18 protein-coding genes and 1 pseudogene are annotated in these 18,943 nt (G+C 48.5%); 1 reads left to right on the top strand and 18 read right to left on the bottom strand.

The annotated features are described in order from the left end of the window. Position 1: 1 nt before the first annotated feature. The 18 genes from L5M28_RS10060 to L5M28_RS09975 form a co-directional block, all read right to left on the bottom strand. Positions 2-790, bottom strand: coding sequence for an outer membrane lipoprotein carrier protein LolA (locus L5M28_RS10060; protein ID WP_263203227.1), 789 nt, complete (start codon positions 788-790; stop codon positions 2-4). Further along, positions 790-1,221, bottom strand: a complete 432-nt coding sequence (locus tag L5M28_RS10055) for an acyl-CoA thioesterase (protein WP_212600283.1) — start codon at positions 1,219-1,221, stop codon at positions 790-792. Before L5M28_RS10055 ends, L5M28_RS10060 begins: the two co-directional genes overlap by 1 nt. Further along, positions 1,218-2,792, bottom strand: coding sequence for a histidine ammonia-lyase (gene hutH, locus L5M28_RS10050; protein WP_263203225.1), 1,575 nt, complete (start codon positions 2,790-2,792; stop codon positions 1,218-1,220). The genes L5M28_RS10055 and hutH overlap by 4 nt, the downstream gene beginning before the upstream one ends. After that, the gene (locus tag L5M28_RS10045) at positions 2,789-4,666 is read right to left on the bottom strand and encodes a glycosyltransferase family 2 protein (RefSeq protein WP_263203223.1); all 1,878 of its coding nucleotides are present in this window, start codon (positions 4,664-4,666) and stop codon (positions 2,789-2,791) included. The genes hutH and L5M28_RS10045 overlap by 4 nt, the downstream gene beginning before the upstream one ends. Next, positions 4,660-5,067: a thioester dehydrase gene (locus L5M28_RS10040; protein ID WP_263197171.1), complete on the bottom strand. Its 408-nt coding sequence runs from the start codon at positions 5,065-5,067 to the stop codon at positions 4,660-4,662. The genes L5M28_RS10045 and L5M28_RS10040 overlap by 7 nt, the downstream gene beginning before the upstream one ends. Continuing rightward, the gene (locus L5M28_RS10035) at positions 5,060-6,424 is read right to left on the bottom strand and encodes an AMP-binding protein (RefSeq protein WP_263197169.1); all 1,365 of its coding nucleotides are present in this window, start codon (positions 6,422-6,424) and stop codon (positions 5,060-5,062) included. The genes L5M28_RS10040 and L5M28_RS10035 overlap by 8 nt, the downstream gene beginning before the upstream one ends. Beyond that, complete coding sequence (locus L5M28_RS10030; RefSeq protein ID WP_219251361.1) at positions 6,421-6,969, bottom strand: hypothetical protein; 549 nt, start codon at positions 6,967-6,969, stop codon at positions 6,421-6,423. Before L5M28_RS10030 ends, L5M28_RS10035 begins: the two co-directional genes overlap by 4 nt. Beyond that, the gene (locus tag L5M28_RS10025) at positions 6,969-7,217 is read right to left on the bottom strand and encodes an acyl carrier protein (RefSeq protein ID WP_011787696.1); all 249 of its coding nucleotides are present in this window, start codon (positions 7,215-7,217) and stop codon (positions 6,969-6,971) included. Before L5M28_RS10025 ends, L5M28_RS10030 begins: the two co-directional genes overlap by 1 nt. Positions 7,218-7,226: 9 nt before the next feature. After that, positions 7,227-7,481 (bottom strand): phosphopantetheine-binding protein, encoded by a 255-nt coding sequence (locus tag L5M28_RS10020; protein ID WP_011787697.1) that lies wholly within the window; start codon positions 7,479-7,481, stop codon positions 7,227-7,229. Continuing rightward, positions 7,465-8,340 (bottom strand): lysophospholipid acyltransferase family protein, encoded by an 876-nt coding sequence (locus L5M28_RS10015; protein WP_263197167.1) that lies wholly within the window; start codon positions 8,338-8,340, stop codon positions 7,465-7,467. The genes L5M28_RS10020 and L5M28_RS10015 overlap by 17 nt, the downstream gene beginning before the upstream one ends. Then, on the bottom strand, positions 8,333-9,070 hold the full coding sequence (locus L5M28_RS10010; protein ID WP_263197166.1) for a beta-ketoacyl synthase chain length factor: 738 nt from the start codon (positions 9,068-9,070) through the stop codon (positions 8,333-8,335). The genes L5M28_RS10015 and L5M28_RS10010 overlap by 8 nt, the downstream gene beginning before the upstream one ends. Before the next feature lie 337 nt (positions 9,071-9,407). Beyond that, complete coding sequence (locus L5M28_RS10005) at positions 9,408-10,304, bottom strand: DUF3014 domain-containing protein (RefSeq protein WP_263197164.1); 897 nt, start codon at positions 10,302-10,304, stop codon at positions 9,408-9,410. Between the two features lie 203 nt (positions 10,305-10,507). Continuing rightward, a complete protein-coding gene (recG, locus tag L5M28_RS10000) occupies positions 10,508-12,583 on the bottom strand; it encodes an ATP-dependent DNA helicase RecG (protein ID WP_263203222.1) in 2,076 nt (691 codons plus the stop codon). Positions 12,584-12,774: 191 nt separating this feature from the next. Next, a complete protein-coding gene (locus L5M28_RS09995; RefSeq protein ID WP_113941110.1) occupies positions 12,775-13,371 on the bottom strand; it encodes a DNA-binding response regulator in 597 nt (198 codons plus the stop codon). Then, entirely contained in the window at positions 13,371-14,450 is a 1,080-nt protein-coding gene (locus tag L5M28_RS09990) for a sensor histidine kinase (protein WP_263197161.1), read from the bottom strand. Before L5M28_RS09990 ends, L5M28_RS09995 begins: the two co-directional genes overlap by 1 nt. 118 nt (positions 14,451-14,568) lie before the next feature. Beyond that, a complete protein-coding gene (locus L5M28_RS09985) occupies positions 14,569-15,273 on the bottom strand; it encodes a tetratricopeptide repeat protein (protein ID WP_263197159.1) in 705 nt (234 codons plus the stop codon). Between the two features lie 249 nt (positions 15,274-15,522). Continuing rightward, complete coding sequence (locus L5M28_RS09980; RefSeq protein WP_105251158.1) at positions 15,523-16,467, bottom strand: calcium/sodium antiporter; 945 nt, start codon at positions 16,465-16,467, stop codon at positions 15,523-15,525. A 181-nt stretch (positions 16,468-16,648) separates the two neighbouring features. Further along, positions 16,649-18,313, bottom strand: coding sequence for an AMP-binding protein (locus L5M28_RS09975; RefSeq protein WP_212600293.1), 1,665 nt, complete (start codon positions 18,311-18,313; stop codon positions 16,649-16,651). A 488-nt stretch (positions 18,314-18,801) separates the two neighbouring features. On the opposite strand from L5M28_RS09975, the pseudogene L5M28_RS09970 reads away from it, so the two are divergent. Continuing rightward, positions 18,802-18,943: pseudogene (locus L5M28_RS09970) on the top strand (IS982 family transposase); the annotation flags it as partial.

Raw genomic sequence — 18,943 nt, 5'->3', positions numbered from 1 at the left:
GTTAAGGTTTATTCGCCTCTATCGCCACAGCATACTGCGTCAATTCGGTTTCGCTGAGTTTACCTTGGGAAAGCGCACTAAAGTCGATGCGGGTCATATCCTGTGGGCTCACATTCGGCGCTGCGCTCAGCAGCACTAAGGATTGCAAGGTATCGCCACCCTCTAACACCATATTGGCGATGGCTTTTTTCATTAAGGGATCTTTGGGCGTTAGGCCCAATTGCCATTGGCCGTCTGTGCTCAACCTCTCTGGGCTTAACTTGTCTGTAATGAGGAAGTGCAGTTCAAAGTTTTCACTTAAACCGGAAATATCACCGCCGAGCATAGCGCGCACTAGGCTGGGCAATAAATCCCCCATAGCGGCGGCGCTCGCCGAGGCATCGGCCTTGCTGACTTGGACTCGACCTTGGCTATCGCGCTGAATAAGCTGCTTATCTTTTAAAATCAGCAGGGATTCGAAGGGCTTTATCTGCTGCCAAATCAGTCCTTGGGTTTGATCGAAGATAAACTGACCTTGGCTGATTAACGGCTTTTTGAGCACCTTTAACTGCCGAGATTGCACAAACTGACCTCTCACCGTTTCGCCCAAGTTAAGTTTTTGGCTTAAGGTGACAAGCTGCGCGGTATCTGCACTTTGGCTAAAGAGTGTTTGATAAGCGTCGGGCGCGGCTAAAGTCTCAGCCTTGAGTGGCAGGCTTATCAAAGCAAAAGCTAAGCAGAGAAATAATGCACACTTTGTCAGCACAGGATTCTTCGTCAGCGCAGAGCTCTTGGCGAGTACTGAGTTCATTAGTCTTCCACCTTAGCGAGCAGGGTGGCGATTTTGTCACGGAACACCTCTGGGGTGACAAAACACAATTCTTGGGTGCACATATCGACCGCCGCTTGAATGGTATAACCCTTAGTGATGCGCGCACCGGTTTCAACGTCGCGAATTTGATAATTGATCTTTAAGCGGTTTTCCCACTCGACTAACTCGGCGCGGACTGTGATTTTTTGCTCGAAGGTGCTGGCTTTGACGTATTTAATCTGCAAATCGATAATTGGCCACGCATAGTTAGATGCTTGCATTTGGCGGTAGTTATAGCCCAGCTCATCGAGCAGTTTGCAGCGAGCAATCTCGAAATAACGCAGGTAATTACCATGCCAAGTGATCCCCATGGAATCCACATCGTGGAAGGGGATTTGCATTTCCATATCGATAGTGAGCAATGATTTCATCGGCACACTTCCCATTCACCCGCTTGGATTTTAGCTATGGTTTGGCGCAGCACGGCTTCAAGCGGCCGGTCTTCGATTAAGGTCTCAAAATCACCGCGCACTTGAGCGAGGGTTTTCGCCAATGAAGGGGTGAGCGAGGCTTCGTCCAGTTCATTTTGGGCGATACGCAGACCAATACCTTGGGTCATGGCGAGCAGGGCTGCCGCCGCGACTTGTTCGGTCAATTGCAGCACGCGCATACAGTCGCGGGCGGCAATAGTGCCCATGCTCACCTTGTCTTGGTTGTGGCATTCGGTCGAGCGCGAGAACACGCTGGCGGGCATAGTGTGCTTGAGTGCTTCTGCTGTCCACGCCGATACGCCAATTTGCACCGCTTTAAAGCCATGATTAATTGCGCGGCGCGTGCCGGTTGAGCCGGATAAGTTAGCGGGTAAGCCATTATTAAACTTAGGGTCCATTACCAGTGCCATTTGGCGATCGATAAGATCGGCCAAGTTAGCCACAGTATTTTTCAGTGAATCCATCGCAAAGGCGATATGCCCACCATAGAAATGCCCCCCGTGGAGAATATGCTCGCCTTCGCCGTCGACAATCGGGTTGTCGTTAGCGCTGTTGACTTCGGTTTCGATAAACTGACGCATAAAGGGCAGCGCATCCTGCAATACGCCGATAATGTGCGGTGCGCAGCGGATGGAATATCTGTCCTGCAGCCTGTCCGAATTGCGCGGATGTTCGTGGTGATTTAAATCTTCCCGTATCCAAGTGGCGATTTGGTTTTGTCCCGGATGCGGTTTAGCGGCAAATAAGATTTCATCAAAATGGTTCGAGTTGCCTTTTAGCGTTAACGAAGCCATAGCGGTAATGCGGCTACTTAAGCGGGCAAGATATTGGGCGCGATCGAAGGCTAAACAGGCCAAGGCCGTCATCACAGCCGTGCCGTTCATCAGGGCTAAGCCTTCTTTTGGACGCAGGACATGCGGGATAATGTTGAGCTTAGCGTAGACATCTTGAGTCGCTTGGCGCTCACCTTGGTAAATCACTTCGCGCTCACCGACTAACACGGCGGCTAAATACGACAGCGGTGTTAAATCACCACTGGCACCGACCGAACCTTCTTCTGGGATTACAGGGACTATGTTGAGATTGAGCAAAGTTTCGATGCGCTTTAATAGCTCATAGGTCACGCCAGATTTGCCAATGGCTAAGGAGTTTAAACGGCAAGCCATCACCGCGCGGGCCTGCATTATGCTTAAGGTCTCGCCTAAACCGCAGCCGTGGAAGCGGGTTAAATGCAGTGGCAATTCGTGGACCAGATCTAAGCTCACATTGACTGTGCAAGAGTCGCCATAACCAGTTGTTACACCATAAACCACGCCTTCTTCGTGCAGCAGGCTATCGATAAAGCGCGCACCTTTTTGAATGTATTCTTGATAATCCGCATCGTCACAGAGCTTGACTGGTGCGCCCTTGGCGATGGCAACCACTTGTTCTAAGGTAAGAAATTGACGGCCGAACTCAACAGTTTTTAAGTCTGATTGATTCTTTGAGTCGGCGGCTTGGGTGTGGCTCATGAATGACTTGTCCTGTCTGTCTTATGATCCTGCTCTGGGATCTGCGATGATGCTGATTCTGTTGTTACAGCATCGGCTTGTACTGAATTGGCTGATGCGCGTTCTAACTCGCTGTCTTTACGCCAGAAATCGAAGAAGTTAAACCATTGCAAAGGCTCGCGTCTGGCAAAGTATTCTAAGCGTTCGCTGTAGCGATTTACCGCCTGCTGTAATCTGTCCATTCTGCCCGCCCTTGGGCCTTTTAGTGTTTCGGCGAAGTGCTCTAAATGCACCCGATAACGGCCCTGTTCCCGTAGGCAAAACATTAAAAACACAGGGCAATCGAGTAAGCCAGCCAAAATAAACGGCCCTTGGGGAAACGCGGCATCTTGACCCATAAACGGCGCATACATGACGCGACCTTGGGTATTCGGCGAGGTTCTATCGCCCGCGATCACCACCAGTTCACCGTCTTCAATTTTTTGCTGCAACAGCATAGACGTCGCGGGGTTAAGCTCGGTCACTTGAATAAGATTAAGCGTGCTATCAGGGTTTAACTGTTTGAGTACCTTATTGAAATTTTCAGCATGGCTCGTTAACACCATGACGTTTACTTTGACCTTGCGCTGGTGGACCGAAATGGCGCGGCAGAGCTCTAAATTACCGAGGTGCGACACTAATAACACGGCGCCTTTACCGCTTTCGAGTTGGTCGGCCAGCACTTGGCGATCGGGGAAATCCACTTGGCTCAATTGGATGCGATCGCACCAGGCATCGATTCTATCGAGTGCGGCATTGCCAAAGGCTAAAAAGTGATTCAGGCTATCGCGCCAGCCTATGGGCTGATTGAGCTTAGGATGTTGCGGCTCAAGTACTTGTACGCGGCGCAGGAAGTCTAACGAGGCGTTACGGGTGACTTTGCCCGTGAGAAAGAAATAGCAAATCACAGGATACATAATGGCGCGGCACAACCAATGGCCGCCAATACGATAGCTCTCGGCTAACAGTTTGATGCCCCAGTAACTGCCGCGCTCCTTCATGCCCGACCAATGGGTGGCTGAAGTTGATGATGTTGCTGAAGTCGATTGTGTTGCTGACGAGCAATGGGAGTTTTGCGCGGCTTGTTGCTGTGATTTACGCTTCAATAGCCAAGGCAGGCGTTTGAGCATGCCGAAAAATAACTTGGTATGCAGTTTAGTGATGCGCACATTGTCGGCCACACCTTGAAAGTGACTAACACCACCTTCGGGATAAATCACCTTAGTCGGCTGGAATAAAATTTCCATCCCTTGCCAGTAGAGTTTTACGAGGATTTCAATATCAAAATCCATTCGCTCCGTTAAGGCTTGCTGGCGCAGTAATCGCTCAGTAGCGGCCAGCGGATAAACGCGAAAGCCACACATAGAATCTTGAATATCAAAGCTTAAGGTTTCGACCCACACCCAAAAATGGGTGATATAACGGCCATAGAGCCTGCCCTTAGGCACGGATTCATCGTACTCGGGTTTGCCTGAAATCAGTTCATCGGGTTTAGCCTGCGCCCTTGCTACCATAGCTGGAATATCGGCTAGATTGTGTTGACCATCGGCATCGACCTGCAGTGCATGACTAAAGCCATCGCGGTAGGCTCGGCGTAGGCCCGTCATCACAGCAGCGCCTTTACCACGGTTGTAAGGATGCAGCAGCAAAGTCACCCAAGGATAGGTTTGGGCTAAGGATTGCAGTAGATAACGGGTTTCGTCATTGCTGCCATCATCAATCAAATAACAGGGCAGATTAAATTGGGCGAGTTCGGCCAAGGTCTGGGCAATTGCGGCACTGTGATTGTAATTGGGGATCACTAAGGCGAGCTTGATGGGCGCCGACTTTACTAAGTCGCTGGGAGGTGTTAGCACTGGCTCGCCCCATCGCTGCTGTTGGTATCAGAAGGCTTGCAGTTAACTGGCGAGATATCGAAGGCGATACGACCTGACGCGTAGCGGTTTTCACCATCGCTATAGGCGAAGGTGAGTTTTCCCTTAGCTGCATTGTTGCTAATGCTTAAGGTGACTTCTTGCCCCGGCAGTATGAGTTGCTGAAACTTAAGCACTTCTAAGTTGGCTACGGCTTCGCAATAGCCGAAATATTGGCAGCCTAAACGCACCGCCCAATCTAATTGCGTCACGCCTGGCAGTACGGCTTGCTCGGGAAAATGTCCCTTAAAAGATTCAAGGTCGGCCGCCACTAACAGACGTAATTCAATGTTATCCATGCCGATATTGGAATGCAGGATCGGCGGTAAACTCGATTTAATCATGATCAAATAACTCGACTAACTGGGCAGTGACACGCTTACCCTGAGTGTTCAGCGGCAAAATATCGGGATAACGCCAGCGGCGTGGCAGGGTGACTCGCTCAAATTGTGTTAGTAAATGTGCTTTTAACGCATTGTTGATACTGAGTTTTCCCTGCTCTTGATGCACGCTGCGGCCAAGTGCGGAGAGGGTCACTACCGCGCCCAGTTGGGATTTAAACTGCGGCAATACGACAAGTACGGCTTGCTCAACATAGGCGTGACTGCAGAGCAGCGTTTCCATTTGTGCCAGTGATAGGCGTTTCTCTTCAATCTTAACGATGCGATCGAGTCGGCCCTTGAGTCTAAACTGGCCATTTTCGGTTGGTTCGATTTTATCTTCGCAGCGCAACCATTCATCGTCGGCCAAATAGGGTGATTTAAGTAGCAAGGCTCCGTCGTTAGGATCTTGATCTATCGATATTCTGTCAAACACTTGCCAAGGTTCATCGGCCTCATGCTGACGGCGATAGGCGATGCCGCCCGTTTCTGTGCTACCAAAAATTTCGATGGGCAGATGGCCATAGCATTGGCTGATCCCCTGAGCCGCCGCAAAACTTAAGGGCCCGCCAGAGCTAAACACTAAGCTAGGTGAGCGCAGCTGCCGCTCGTGCTCTAAGGCCTTAGGTAAACGCGATAACTGGGCTGGGCTACTGATCAAACATAGGTTTGGCAGTAAGGCTGTGTAATAGCTTAAGGTTTCTGGGTATTCAATCTGCTCACTTAAAAACGGCCGACTGGCGGCGAGTGGCCACAAAATTTTGAATAACAGGCCATAGATATGCTGGTGGGAAACCGTTGAAACCACACTGCAATGGGGTAAATGTTCGGCAAAGGTATGTTCGAGCACTGAGACTTCAACGTCTAATTGCTGAAGTGTTTTACGGATCGCCTTAGGTTCGCCACTGCTGCCGGAGGTAAATAGCACAAGTTCACCGATAGCCTCGCTCGCCGGCCAAGGCTTGCTCGGCAGGCTCAGCTCTTTTCTCAGTAGAATAAAGGCCTGACTTTCACACAATGGCTTGTCCGACAATATGCCTTCAAACTGGTGGGTTAACTCGCTCAGCGTGCCCGTTTGGGTGTTGGCTGGTAAGATAATTTCCTTGCCTGCTAACAGCGCCGCACATAAACCGACAGCAAACAGATCGCTGGTATCACTCGCGAGCAGCCATTTTTTCTCTGGCGCGGCCAGCAGTTGCTCATAAAAATACGCCACCTGATTGGTAAATAATGCACCTGTGACTATGTCGTGGTGATTAAAGCTGATCAGTTGTTGGGCAAAGGGCCCTTGGGTTAACCAGTTTTTGAGTAGCTGTGTCATGTTTTCTTCAACCAAAAGCTGCGATATAACCACTCCCCACCGAGGAGCAGTCCCATGAGTACGTATGCAATCAAACCGTTATACAAGGTCCAGGTTGCTAAGCTAGTAAAGCCAGCGGTGTAAGCCGCCATAGTGCCATTGAAGATAAATAAGCCGCACCAAAGTAGAGTGACTTTTTTAAGATACCCAGTGGCTTCATCCGGTAAATCGGGTTCTTTCAAACGGGCTAAACGTTCGATCATGCTAGGGCCAGTGTGCAGTGAATAACTGAACAGCGCCAGCATAGTGAGATTTATCACTACTGGGTAATACAGCAGCCAATCACTGCGCTTGGCAAGATAACTGCCTGCCGTGAGCATAATCCCCACCAATAGTGGTAAAACTAATGTCTTAACCTTTTGCTTTTGTAGCATTAGCCGCATTATCAGCAATAAACACAGCACGAGCGCTATGGTGCCAGCAGGTAAGTAATTGAGCCCTAAATACACGGCAACGGGGTAGGCCAGCAAAGTTAGGGCGGTTAAGACCTGTAGCAAGGCTCGCATTAGGTTTTAACTAAACCTTCGATAGCATTAATCACATCATTGATTGTGCGAACTGATTTAAATTCATCGGGTTGGATCTTTTTACCTGTCAGTTGCTGCAGTTTTATCACTAAGTCGACTGCATCAATGCTGTCGAGATCGAGCTCTTCATACAGGTTAGCCTCAGGCGTAATCGCCTCGGCATCAATTTCGAATTCGTCCACTAAAATAGTGGTCAGCATAGCGAGGATTTGTTCACGATTTTGCATATTCCTCTCCTATGGACGCTGTGATTCGATAAAGCGAGCTAAGCTGGCAACACTGTGGAAATGGGCCTTAGTGGCATCCGAATTGGCTTCGATTTTGACATCAAATTTTTTCTTGATGGCTAAGCCGAGCTCGAGGGCGTCGATAGAATCTAAGCCTAAACCTTCGCCAAATAGCGGCGCATCGGTTTCAATATCATCAATGCTGACGTCTTCTAGATCGAGACAGTCGATGATTAACTGCTTTATTTCATTGTTTAAGTTCATAATTATTTTCGAGTTGTTGTTTATAGTAATGTTCAAGATCCCGCGTCAGCTGCCGGGCCATTTTTGCATGCTCACCTAAAGCCGCTTGGTACTTCTGGTAAGAAACGATTGTGCCGATTTCAACGGCCATTCCCATGGTTTGCCTTGGGATTTCATACCAAGGTTGCTCCTTTGTCAAACCACGCACATTGGTACGTAGCACCACAGGTAAAATATCCGCTTCAGCCCTTAAGGCTATATTGGCAGCGCCGCGGGCAAAGTGGTTAATGGTCGCACCGACCACCGTACGCGTGCCCTCGGGGAAGATGATTAAATTGGTGCCTCTTGCGAGCACTTCGCGGCAATCCTCTAGCATGAGTTTGGCGCCGCGATTGGGAATATAACCCGCGCAGGACACCACACCACGCAAAAATGGATTACGCCACAAAGCTTGTTTGACTATGCAGCCCGCATTGGGCATGAGACTTATCAATACCACCACATCGACTAAACTGGGGTGGTTGGCAATGACGATAACGCCTTTGGCATCATGTAATTTTTGGGCATCGTGGCTGCTGACCTTAATCACACCAGCCCAAGTGAGCATAGCGACAAAGCCTTTGAACATTAAATGCACGGCCTTTTGTACCCGAATAATCCGCGCCTCTGGTGTGCCTGGCCAAAAACGCAGTAGCGGCAGAATGGTCAAGGAGCTTAATAAGCCGCCTAAGCCAAAGGCGATATAACAACTCACGCCACCTAGCCAACGTGGCACATAATTCAGCCCTTTGCGGCGAGTTTCCGGCAGGGTATAAGCGGCATTGAGCATTGAATCTTCATGGCCCTTAGCGGCATGATGGCTGTGGGCTGCATCAAACATGCTCAAGTCTCCAATGCCATTGGGATAAGCAGCCTGAAATATTTTGCGCCGTCGCTAGGGCGTGGATAAATGCACCATAGGTCAGCGGATTTAAAGCTGTTGCCTTAGAAATGCGGCTCACCGTGAGCTTGGCCGAAGCGGGTGTATCGAAGGGCGCGAGCTGTAGGCCTAGGGCTAAAGGTAATTCAAATTCTTGGGTAAACTCATCGTACACTGGTGGCACTGGATCATCACCGAAGACTAATAACAATGGCTCTGGCGATTGATGTAATTGGGCGAAGGCTTCGACCATAGCTTGGGACAGGGTTTCGGTGCCCGCCGCAACTGAGGTTGAAGGCGCGGTATTGGCCGCCATTATGCCAAAAATGCCGCTGGCGGTGTTGTGCACCGACTGACTAAAACCTAAGGGCGATAAGGGCTGTTTGGCGATAATGTCTTCGAGCAGGCCAATGGTGCGCTGTAACTCTCCATGGCGCGAGGCAAAAATAGAGCGACAATTTGCAGGCATTTCGCACTGAAAACTCACCTCTAACATCATCTTAGTCAAGCGACTAAAACGGCGGCGCTGCATGGCGGGAATTTGTTTGAGTGCGGGAGCGGTGGTATCCGACTGTGGTGGCGTATCGAGATTGAGCTCAGCCGAACTCTCGCACCAAGTTTGCCAACTTTGATGGTGCTGATATTGGGGGGCCCAAGCGCCCCAAGAGAGAATGCTGAATGTTAGTTGCACTACTTTGCCTCGACACTAAATTTAAGCTGTCTTAGTTATCCCTAACTAAGTTAGAACATTAATGGATTGTCATACCATAGTGAGGAGTATACGCGTTAGAAGAATGACGCTCGAAATGCCCTCTACAGCGTGGTCATTCTACACTATGCCCCTTCTTTTTATGAAGCCATTTGCATTGTGCGGGTTAACGGAATGGGATCAAGTGCTGTGATTTACAGCACTTATTCGACATTGAGTAACAAACATCGCAGTGGCTATCTGATTTCGCAGACGCTTTAACTTACAGGTTAAAATGAAAAAAGGCGCACTGAGCGCCTTTTGGCATGAGCTTGATAACCTATTGCGACAATTGATTCTCGATTTTACGCAGCGCTACTTTCAACTTGCGAGTATTTTCTGGACCCATACGGATCAACAGTTTTTGGGCACTGGGTAGTGCCTCTAAGTTAGGGTCAACGAATTGATAGTTAACGCTAATTGAATTCAGCTCAATCGGATCTTCAATAATAGGTGCTGCGAGTAACATTTTAATCGCTTGCAGCATTCTGTCGTTAAATTTGGCGTTGCTGTAGCCGAGTTCGGTAAAGGCTTCCTCTAGGAGCGGCGTCAGTTGCTTGTAAGTTGTGATTAAGCTCTGTTCGTCCATTTTGGCAATCGAGTCAACATAGGCATCGTATCTGTGGAAACCCTCAGGATTTAAATACACTTTGTTGGTGATTTCTGAGACTGAGAACAGCTTCTCTGGTCCTTTAAGTGGGCTAACTTTACGGGTTAATTCACCCTGAGCTAGGTTATCCACGAATACCACAAATTGGCGGACGAGATCTTGCTGCACTAACGAAGAACTCAGCACATTGTTATTGATCATGGCGAGGGCTTTTTGTTGCACAAATGCATCACTTTCAGCCAGCACAGGCACAGGTTCTACGACAACTTCAGGCTCTGCCACTGCAGTGGTTTGAGTGCTATTGGTGTTCGTTTCTGTAACGGCAGGCGTCGTCTCAGTGGTTTCAGACTCTGGCGCACTTTCGAGCGTCATAGGTTCAGATGGCGGTGTTTCAGGCAATACAATAGGGGCGTTAGGGATGAGTTTAGGTGAGTCAGAATCACCGCTGTAGTAATAATATCCTCCGGCAGAAAGTAGCACGACGAGCACTATCGCAAAAAGCGCAAAGCGATTGCTGCTAGAAGAAGTCTCTTGAGGTGTTATTCTATCATCTTGATTAACTTGCATTTTATATCCTTCGCTTGAGTGTCAAGGTAACTTGGTGAATACATGCAGCTAACATTAAAGTGCAAGAGCGGGCTATTTGAAGGCCGCAGGTTCATTTTGCAAGTTTCCATGCGCTTGTCTATAGCGCTTAGCTGAACATAAACAATTTATTTCGAGTAAAGGCAGATGTTACGCCTCGTTCTTTACCCTTTAATATTTACGGCCTAAGCCTGCACATAGTGCTGTCTGTGCCCGAGCCAACGTAAAATAATTGCATCGACTTTTTCGGGAGCTTGCGCCATTACATGGCTCGCTAATTTCTGAATGTGTGGGATCAAAGCTTGATCGCGCACCAGATCGGCAATTTTGAGCTCAGCCAGTCCCGTCTGCTTAGTGCCAAGCACTTCACCTGGGCCACGAATTTCTAAATCTTTCTGCGCTATGATGAAACCATCATTGCTTTGTCTGAGTACACTCAGTCTTTGGGTGGCGGTATGGCTCAACGGCGCCTTGTAGAGTAACACACAATGGCTTGCGATGGCGCCTCGACCGACTCGTCCGCGCAGTTGATGTAGTTGTGCTAGACCTAAACGTTCAGGGTTTTCAATGATCATCAGGCTGGCATTAGGCACGTCGACGCCCACTTCAATCACGGTTGTCGCTACCAGTAGATGAATAATACCAGCCTTAAAGTCGGCCATGATTTGCTGTTTCTCGGCGCTCTTTAATCTGCCATGCACTAGGCCAATATTGAGCTCGGGCAGGGCGAGGCGCAGTTCTTCGGCTGTGTCTTCGGCGGCTTGGCATTCGAGCACTTCGGATTCTTCAATCAGAGTACACACCCAATAGGCCTGACGTTGGTCGGTGATGACGGCGTTACGCACCCGTTCAAGCACTTCGTTACGGCGTAAATCAGCAATCGCCACTGTGGTCACTGGAGTTCGTCCCGGCGGCAGTTCATCGATAATGGACGTGTCGAGATCTGCATAGGCCGTCATCGCCAGCGTGCGGGGAATAGGTGTGGCTGTCATGATCAATTGATGCGGGTGGAAACCTTGGTTCACGCCCTTTTCCCGCAGGCCTAAGCGTTGGTGTACGCCGAATCTGTGTTGCTCATCGATAATAATTAACGCGAGTTTGCTAAAGACTACATGCTGCTGGAAGATGGCATGGGTACCAATCACCATCTGGGCTGCGCCAGATTCAATATCCGCAAGGGATTGGGTTCTGGCCTTGCCTTTAAGTTTTCCCGCCAGCCAACCTACCTTAAGTCCGAGTGGCTCAAACCAAGCGGCAAAGTTAGTTGCATGTTGCTCGGCCAATAACTCGGTCGGTGCCATCATGGCAACTTGATAACCGTTTTCAATCGCTTGTAATGCCGCCATCGCCGCGACTAAGGTTTTGCCCGAGCCAACATCCCCTTGCACTAAGCGCATCATAGGGTGCGGTTTTTCTAAATCTTTGCCTATATCAGCCACGACTCTTTGCTGGGCGCCAGTCGGCTTAAAGGGCAAAGCCGCGAGGAAGGGATTGAGCAACTGCCCCGTGGCCTGCATGGTGACAGCGGCATCTAAATTACTGCGCTGCCTTAGGCGTAACATGCTGAGATTGTGGGCGAGTAATTCTTCCTGCACGAGTCGTTGCTGGACTGGGTGTTGACCTAGCTCTAAATCGAACTGAGAGATCCCCGCAGGAGGGCGATGTAGCGTCTGCAGCGCTTGTTTAAGGCTGATGTTGTTAGGTTGCAATTGTGGTGGCAGAAGTTCAGTTAAGCCACCCTCTTCCAGCAATACCAAGGCTTGCTCCGTCAGCTTTAGCCAACTCGCCTGTTTTAAGCCCTCAGTCGTGGGATAAATCGGCGTTAGGGTATCACTCAGGTGAACATCTTCACCGGGATACACCACTTTATATTCTGGATGCACTATCTCAGCTTGATGACTACCACGGCGCACTTCACCATAGGCGCGGATCATCAAACCATTTTGCATGGCATTACGCTGAGCAACGGAAAAGTTAAAGAAGCGCAGGCTTAAGCTGCCCGTATCGTCGCGCACATTGCAGACCAGCATGCGCTTGCGGCCTTGGATGATTTGTGTCGATTGGATTTCAGCTTCTATAGTGCCATAACCGCCTAGGCTGAGGGCGGCAATGGGATAGATTTGGGTTCTATCTTCGTAGCGCAGGGGTAAGTGAAACAGCAGATCTTGTACTGTTGTGATGCCGAGCTTTGCGAGTTTCTCCGCGACCTTTTTGGCGACGCCTTTGAGGTCGGTGATCGGAACAAGATCCAATTGCTGCAAGTCGTTAGCACTCAATCACTGTGAATTTATACATATATTAACAGAGAATAAGCGTAAGGCAATCTCAAGGGGAATTAGGGTGTTATCAAATTTTGTTTGGAAGCATAGCTAATATCCTTCTGTGGCCTTAAGACCACAAAATTGTTGATAAGATATCATTAGGCTGAAAGCGTGGTTAACTGTGAGTGTTATTACAACCAGCCTTTTTGCTTGGCAATGCGGGCTGCATCGATTCGATTACTGGCATTGAGTTTGGCTATGGCTTCAGAGAGGTAGTTGCGAACAGTCCCTTCAGCGATAAAAAGAGTTTCGGCGATGTCGGAGGTGGATTTGCCTTCGCTAGCGAGGCGAAGAGCGCGGCGTTCTTTGTCGTTGAGCGGGTCGACATCGCCAATCGCCATCATGGCAAGTTCAGGATCTATCACTCGTTTTCCAGCCATTACTTGTTGAATCGCGTTGACTAAGGTTTCCGAGGGCGCATCTTTAAGCAGAAAGCCGCCCACACCCGCTTCGATGGCACGTTTAATATAGCCCGCACGGCCGAAGGTGGTAATGACCACTATCTTGGTTTGGCTATGTTGCTCCTTTAACCATGTGGCCAGCTCTAAGCCTGTGCGGCCGGGCATTTCGATATCCGTTAGCAAGAGATCAAAGCTTTGCTGTTTGAGTAAGCTTAGAGCTTCGTCGCCGTCACTCGCTTGGGTGATACTAAAACCCCCTGCAAGCGTGAGGAGTGCGGCGAGTGCTCCTCGCACCATAGCTTGATCTTCCGCCAATAAAATCTTCATTAATGTGTTGCTCCCTGCAAAGGTAAACTGACGGTAAATGTATATCCCTGTTCGAGATTATAGCTCAAGCTGCCGCCTAAACTGTCGAGACGCTCGCGTATACCAGTGAGGCCATTACCCTCTATAAAAGGTTTGGCCACGGCATTGTCTTTGACTTCGAGCAGCAGGCGATCTGATTGCTTAGAAAAGTGGATAGAGCATTCACTTGCACCGCTATGGCGAAGAATATTATTAATGAGTTCGGTGAGGATCAAACTCAGTTGGCTTTCTGTGGTTGCACCTAGCTTGGGTAGCTCACCACTGAGCTCGACACTTAAGCCTTTATCCCTTAAGGATTTACAAAGCTGCGTCACGCAACTCTCTAGGCCCTTGTGTTTGTAGTCTGACACTGTGTGGCGGATCTGGCTTAAACTTTCCCTCGCAATTTGTCCTAGCTCAGTCAATTGGGTTGATGCGAGTTCATATTCTTGTTTTGCGATAAGCTTTTCGGCTAGCTCAGCCTTAAGGGCGATGGAAGATAGGCTATGCCCCATAATGTCGTGTAGATCCCGCGCGATACGTTCACGCTCAAGCATAGTGGCCAAGGTGGTAATTTCTTGGGCACTTTGCTGTTCTTTCAATTTATGTCGATAACGTCTGCGTTCGGCGACACCAAACATGCCCACGCCGAGCACTAATCCCGAGCCGTAAAGCGGAAAGTAGTAACTGTTAAAGTGGTAAATCTCATTGAGGGCAAACAACAGGCCGATGAGGGCTGCAATAGCCAACAGACAGGTCCGGAGGGGATAAAAAAAGCCAATGAAGAAGGCGGCAAAGGTAAATAGCGAGATAGAGCCTGGGTTGATTGGTGTGATCGCTATTGCTATGGCCACCATAATGAGAATGGGCAGATAGGCGCTACGGCTATTGCACTTATAGGTCCAAAAATAACTGGCAATAAAAGGGATTAACACGGCAAAACTGAGGGCGATTTTCCAGCTTGGATAGGGATTTATGGCAAGTGGGATCAGATAAAACACTAAGTTTATCAAATACACCCAAGCAAGTTTTCGTTCGAGCTGAAGGGGAGTGCTTATCATGATGCCTCTGTGTCACTGAGTTGGTTGTTCAATGCCCACCGATGGCATCTGTTTTAATTTATTCTTTTTAGGGATTGGCGCTATCGTCAGCGCCATAGATCCCCGTTAACAACTTTGTCTATTTTGCACTTAATTGCTGATTTTGTTGAAGCAAAAATTTTGCCCAACCGTAATCTGCTTGTACTTTGATCGCTTGTTGCCAATCTTCAATCGCCCCTTGGCTATCGCCTAATTCCTGTTTAGCGAGCCCGCGCCACGTGTAAGCTTCGGCTTCACCCCAGCAAATATTGTCGCAAGGCTGGGCGAATCTTTCTATGGCCGTAGTGGCTAAGGTCTTAGCATTTTGCATGCTGCCGCCAAACATAGCTGGCGTGTTATAGGCGGCGATGGCTTTAACCAATGCGACCCGTGGATTTTGTGGTTCTAATTGTTCGGCACTGGCAATCGCCTTGGCGGATTTCATGCCGAGCGTTGCACCTTTACTATTATCTAAGGCGATTTGCATGCCATAAACCGACGATAACAGCGCAAGGGATTCTGCATTCGCTTGGCTGGTTTCGAGTGCTTCTAATGTGGTTTGCGCTGTAGTCAGTGCGCTGCTAGCGAGCGTTTTCTGCCCCATTACATTGGCACTGATGGCTAAGCGATAGTTCGCATAGGCTTTATCATAATCTTGAGTGCTGCCGCTAAGTTGTTGTAATTGATTTATATTAATCGCATTCGAGGCTGCATCTACGTTGGTGATGTTAGTGTTTGATGGCGTTGCTGCAAACGAGTGAGTACTGATAAGTATAAAGCTGGAGGCGAGGAGTAATGTTTTCATGGTATTTCCTTATTGAGTGAGTTTCCCAATGTTTGGGTACGGGCTCATTATCAGAAATTCGATAGAAGAAGTGCAGACACAAAGGTCATGGCTTTGGCATGACAAATGTCATCAGTTGAGTTATTTGCTTATATTCTTTATTAGGTGTGCTTTAAAGAAAGTGCGTGATTAATAAAGGACAGCAATACCTAGAGAGCAAAACACCGGAGAGGCTCCGGTGTTTTTTTATCGTAAATGAGCAGCTAAGTGTTATACCACAGCTTGAGTGCTCGCTTGGTTTATTAGGTAGCCCAAGTAACCTAAGTAGCACAGTAGTAATACTGAACCTTCACGGCGGCCAATACGAAATCCTGTCCAAGCGAAAGGTAAAATCATGATGGCAAATGCCAACATCACTATGAAATCAAAGGGTTGGAAGCCAAGTGATGATACCGGCTGTACTATTGCAGTAATACCTAAAATACCCAAAATATTGAATATGTTAGAACCAACAACGTTACCTATGGCTATGTCACTCTGACCTTTCAGTGCCGCTAGAACAGAAGTTACTAACTCTGGCATACTGGTACCAATCGCCACGATCGTTAAGCCGATAATGACTTCACTGATACCGAAGGTCTTGGCTAAATCTACCGCGCCGTTGACAAACAAAATACCGCCACCGACTAACATACCAATACCGACTAAGATAAATAGGGCTGAAAGTAGCGGATTATTTGGACCTGCTTCAATCTCTTCCTCTTCATTACCATTTTTCGAGCTGATGTAACTAAAGGCTAAATAACCGAACAGTAGTGACAGCAATATCACACCGTCAATTAGGCTGAGCTCGCCATCTAACAAGAGTGCCCAGAACAACATGGAAGCCAATATCATCAAAGGGATATCACGCTTTACGACTTGAGATTGCACTTGAATAGGGCGGATAAGTGCCGTGATGGCTAAAATCAAACCTATGTTAGCAATGTTAGAGCCAATAACGTTACCTAAGGCGATACCGCTGTTTCCTGCTAGAGCAGATTTTACACTCACAGCCAGTTCTGGTGCGCTAGTACCAAAGGCTACAATAGTTAAGCCTATGATAAGTGGCGTAATACCTAAACGTAGAGCGATTGAACTCGCGCCACGCACTAGGGCTTCTGCGCCTAAGGTTAAAATAATAAAACCGCCAATAATCGATAGTGTAATTAGCATCGTTAGACTCTGTTAAACCTAATATTGAATGGAAAAGTACAAGGGAATTGCCCCTTGGCCGACTGGCGCACATGATACGTGGTTTTATCGGATTTTGACAGAATATGTCATAAAAAAGCACACCCTAGGCGTGCTTAGTTTTAGCTGATGACCATGCTCGCCAACTGATTGTTTGGCCTAGTTATTTTTGAGTTAATTCATCTTCCCAGCGGACTTGGGCGCCACGAATGCCGTCAACTCGTTCGCTAAAGGCTTTTTCAAGCACATGGCGTTTGATTTTGAGGGTAGGCGTGAGCGCATCATTCTCAATCGTCCAAGGATCACTGACCACGACAATCGCATCGACATGTTCGTGTGACTCTAAGTGCGGATTAACGCTATCGAGTGTCGCTTTGAGTGAGGTGCGGACTTCTTCACGGGCTTGTAGATTTGCCCCTTCGGATAACTGCACTAGTGCGACGGGATGCGGCAGACCAGAACCAATCACGCAGATCAGTTCAACATGGGGATCCTGCGCCAATTTACGTTCGATAGGCACGGGCGCTACATATTTGCCCTTGGCGGTTTTAAAGTTGTCTTTTACACGGCCAGTAATAGTGACACAACCATCGGCATCAATTGAGCACAAATCGCCTGTGTGGAAGAAACCATCAGCATCGAATGCCGCTGCAGTAGCTTCAGGCTGCAGATAATAAGCTGTCATTAATCCCGGGCTCTTGAGCAGTAGCTCACCATCCTCGCCTTGGCGGATCTGGCAATCCTCAACTGGGCGGCCAACAGTACCAATTTTACGCGCATCAAAAGGATAGTTGATGATCGAATAGGCACAGTTTTCTGTCATACCCCAAGCTTCGCAGATATTAAGACCAATACTGTGATACCAGTGGATCAGTGATGGCGGAATTGGCGCCGAGCCAGAGCCGAGTAGACGACAATGGTTCAAGCCTAAACCCTTATGGATTTTGTATTTCACAAAGCTGCTAAGCAGTGGGATTTTCAGCAATAGATTAAGTTTACTGACCCCAATTTTGTCGATAATGTTTTTCTGAAACAGGCTCCATAACCGTGGTACCGAGAAGAATACCGTTGGTTTTGCCCGTTGAACATCGACAACGAAGGAGTCGAGACTTTCAACGAAAGCCACCACACTACCTGAGTAGAAGGATGATCCTTCAATCGCAACGCGCTCAGTGATGTGGGCTAAGGGTAAATAGGATAAAAGTCTATCGTCGCCATCGGTGCGCAGGTCACGGACGACCGCTTGGCAAGTCCAGCCATAGCTGGCGAAGGTTTGAATCGCGCCCTTAGGTTGGCCAGTCGAGCCAGAGGTATAGATGAGTGTCATCACTTGATCTGGAGTAGGCAGCGGGGCGTTAACTAAGGGGTAGCCTAGTTTAAGCAATTGTTCCCATTGATATTGTGCTGGCATCGTATCATAGGGCATGGCAAGGCGTAGTAGCTCGCCGCCGACACCAGCCTCTTGGTCAGCCCAATGGTCAAGCTTGCCGAGAAAAATGGCTTTTGCGCCACTGTGTTGCAGCACATAGCGAATAGTATCTGTGTTGGCGGTAGGATAAATAGGTACGCTGACATAGCCGCCGTGCATCAACGCGAGGTCGGTGATAAACCATTCGGCACAGTTTTTAGAGAGAACGGCAATTTTATCACCACGCTCTAAGCCTAAGTGATGTAAGGCACCGGCAAGTTGTTGAACTTTTTCTTGAACTTCAGCCCAAGTAAAATCAAGGAATTGACCCTTGATCGGTTGGCGTAAATAGACTTGGTCCCCCTGAGTATTAGCCCAGTGCGCCAGCATTTCAATTGGCGTCTTAATCGCTGTATCCATTGGCAATTCCCTGTTATTTATTGTTCTTTTGGCTGTACCCAGTATGGCGAGTTTTGTGAGCTCGCGCAAATAGTTTACAAGATTGTAAAATATGAGAATGGAGCGCAAAGCCTACAAGTTGAGTGTTATACCAATCGTATTAAATATCTGTTCATTCAGCGGGAGTTCAACGCGCTTTAGACAAGGCGAAGGCTTGAAGGCATAGTGGTGCTCTGTCGAAAGCCTTAAACGCAGTATAAAGCACGTTGCCATGTAGTGAACATCAGCCGCCCTTCGGGAGCCACACAGGCATCCCACTCCGGTGTTGCATTGACTTAAAAGGGAATAACCATTTCTGCGTCAATGCGCCTTGGATTGAAATGCCTGTGAGGCTCTGAACTGATTAACCTGAACTCGGGATAAGAAATGTTGAACTAATAGCCCTCCAAGTGATCGGATCTTTCGACCAAGAGAAACCCCATCACACCGGAGGGCCTATGCATAAATTAGTGGAAGTGTTTTGCGATGTCGATGATTTTTGCGCTGTTTTCATTCCAGAATGGGAAAAAACGCTGTTAACCGATGGTACACGCAAGCGTCAACGCCCTGGCCGTATGACGATGAGCGAAGTGATGACCATCATCATACTTT

It is taken from the genome of Shewanella sp. SW32, assembly GCF_025653365.1.
GTDB classification, from domain to species: domain Bacteria; phylum Pseudomonadota; class Gammaproteobacteria; order Enterobacterales; family Shewanellaceae; genus Shewanella; species Shewanella oncorhynchi.
This window is presented reverse-complemented; position numbering and strand designations above follow the sequence as displayed.

What these genes read in the sequence shown, in the direction of transcription:
- L5M28_RS10025 (WP_011787696.1), bottom strand. Translation starts at nt 7,217, where the DNA reads ATGCAAAATCGTGAACAAATCCTCGCTATGCTGACCACTATTTTAGTG.
- L5M28_RS10005 (WP_263197164.1), bottom strand. Translation starts at nt 10,304, where the DNA reads ATGCAAGTTAATCAAGATGATAGAATAACACCTCAAGAGACTTCTTCT.
- L5M28_RS09980 (WP_105251158.1), bottom strand. Translation starts at nt 16,467, where the DNA reads ATGCTAATTACACTATCGATTATTGGCGGTTTTATTATTTTAACCTTA.
- L5M28_RS09990 (WP_263197161.1), bottom strand. Translation starts at nt 14,450, where the DNA reads ATGATAAGCACTCCCCTTCAGCTCGAACGAAAACTTGCTTGGGTGTAT.
- L5M28_RS10020 (WP_011787697.1), bottom strand. Translation starts at nt 7,481, where the DNA reads ATGAACTTAAACAATGAAATAAAGCAGTTAATCATCGACTGTCTCGAT.
- L5M28_RS10035 (WP_263197169.1), bottom strand. Translation starts at nt 6,424, where the DNA reads ATGACACAGCTACTCAAAAACTGGTTAACCCAAGGGCCCTTTGCCCAA.
- L5M28_RS09975 (WP_212600293.1), bottom strand. Translation starts at nt 18,313, where the DNA reads ATGGATACAGCGATTAAGACGCCAATTGAAATGCTGGCGCACTGGGCT.
- L5M28_RS09995 (WP_113941110.1), bottom strand. Translation starts at nt 13,371, where the DNA reads ATGAAGATTTTATTGGCGGAAGATCAAGCTATGGTGCGAGGAGCACTC.
- L5M28_RS09985 (WP_263197159.1), bottom strand. Translation starts at nt 15,273, where the DNA reads ATGAAAACATTACTCCTCGCCTCCAGCTTTATACTTATCAGTACTCAC.
- L5M28_RS10060 (WP_263203227.1), bottom strand. Translation starts at nt 790, where the DNA reads ATGAACTCAGTACTCGCCAAGAGCTCTGCGCTGACGAAGAATCCTGTG.
- L5M28_RS10015 (WP_263197167.1), bottom strand. Translation starts at nt 8,340, where the DNA reads ATGTTTGATGCAGCCCACAGCCATCATGCCGCTAAGGGCCATGAAGAT.
- hutH (WP_263203225.1), bottom strand. Translation starts at nt 2,792, where the DNA reads ATGAGCCACACCCAAGCCGCCGACTCAAAGAATCAATCAGACTTAAAA.
- L5M28_RS10055 (WP_212600283.1), bottom strand. Translation starts at nt 1,221, where the DNA reads ATGAAATCATTGCTCACTATCGATATGGAAATGCAAATCCCCTTCCAC.
- L5M28_RS10040 (WP_263197171.1), bottom strand. Translation starts at nt 5,067, where the DNA reads ATGATTAAATCGAGTTTACCGCCGATCCTGCATTCCAATATCGGCATG.
- L5M28_RS10030 (WP_219251361.1), bottom strand. Translation starts at nt 6,969, where the DNA reads ATGCGAGCCTTGCTACAGGTCTTAACCGCCCTAACTTTGCTGGCCTAC.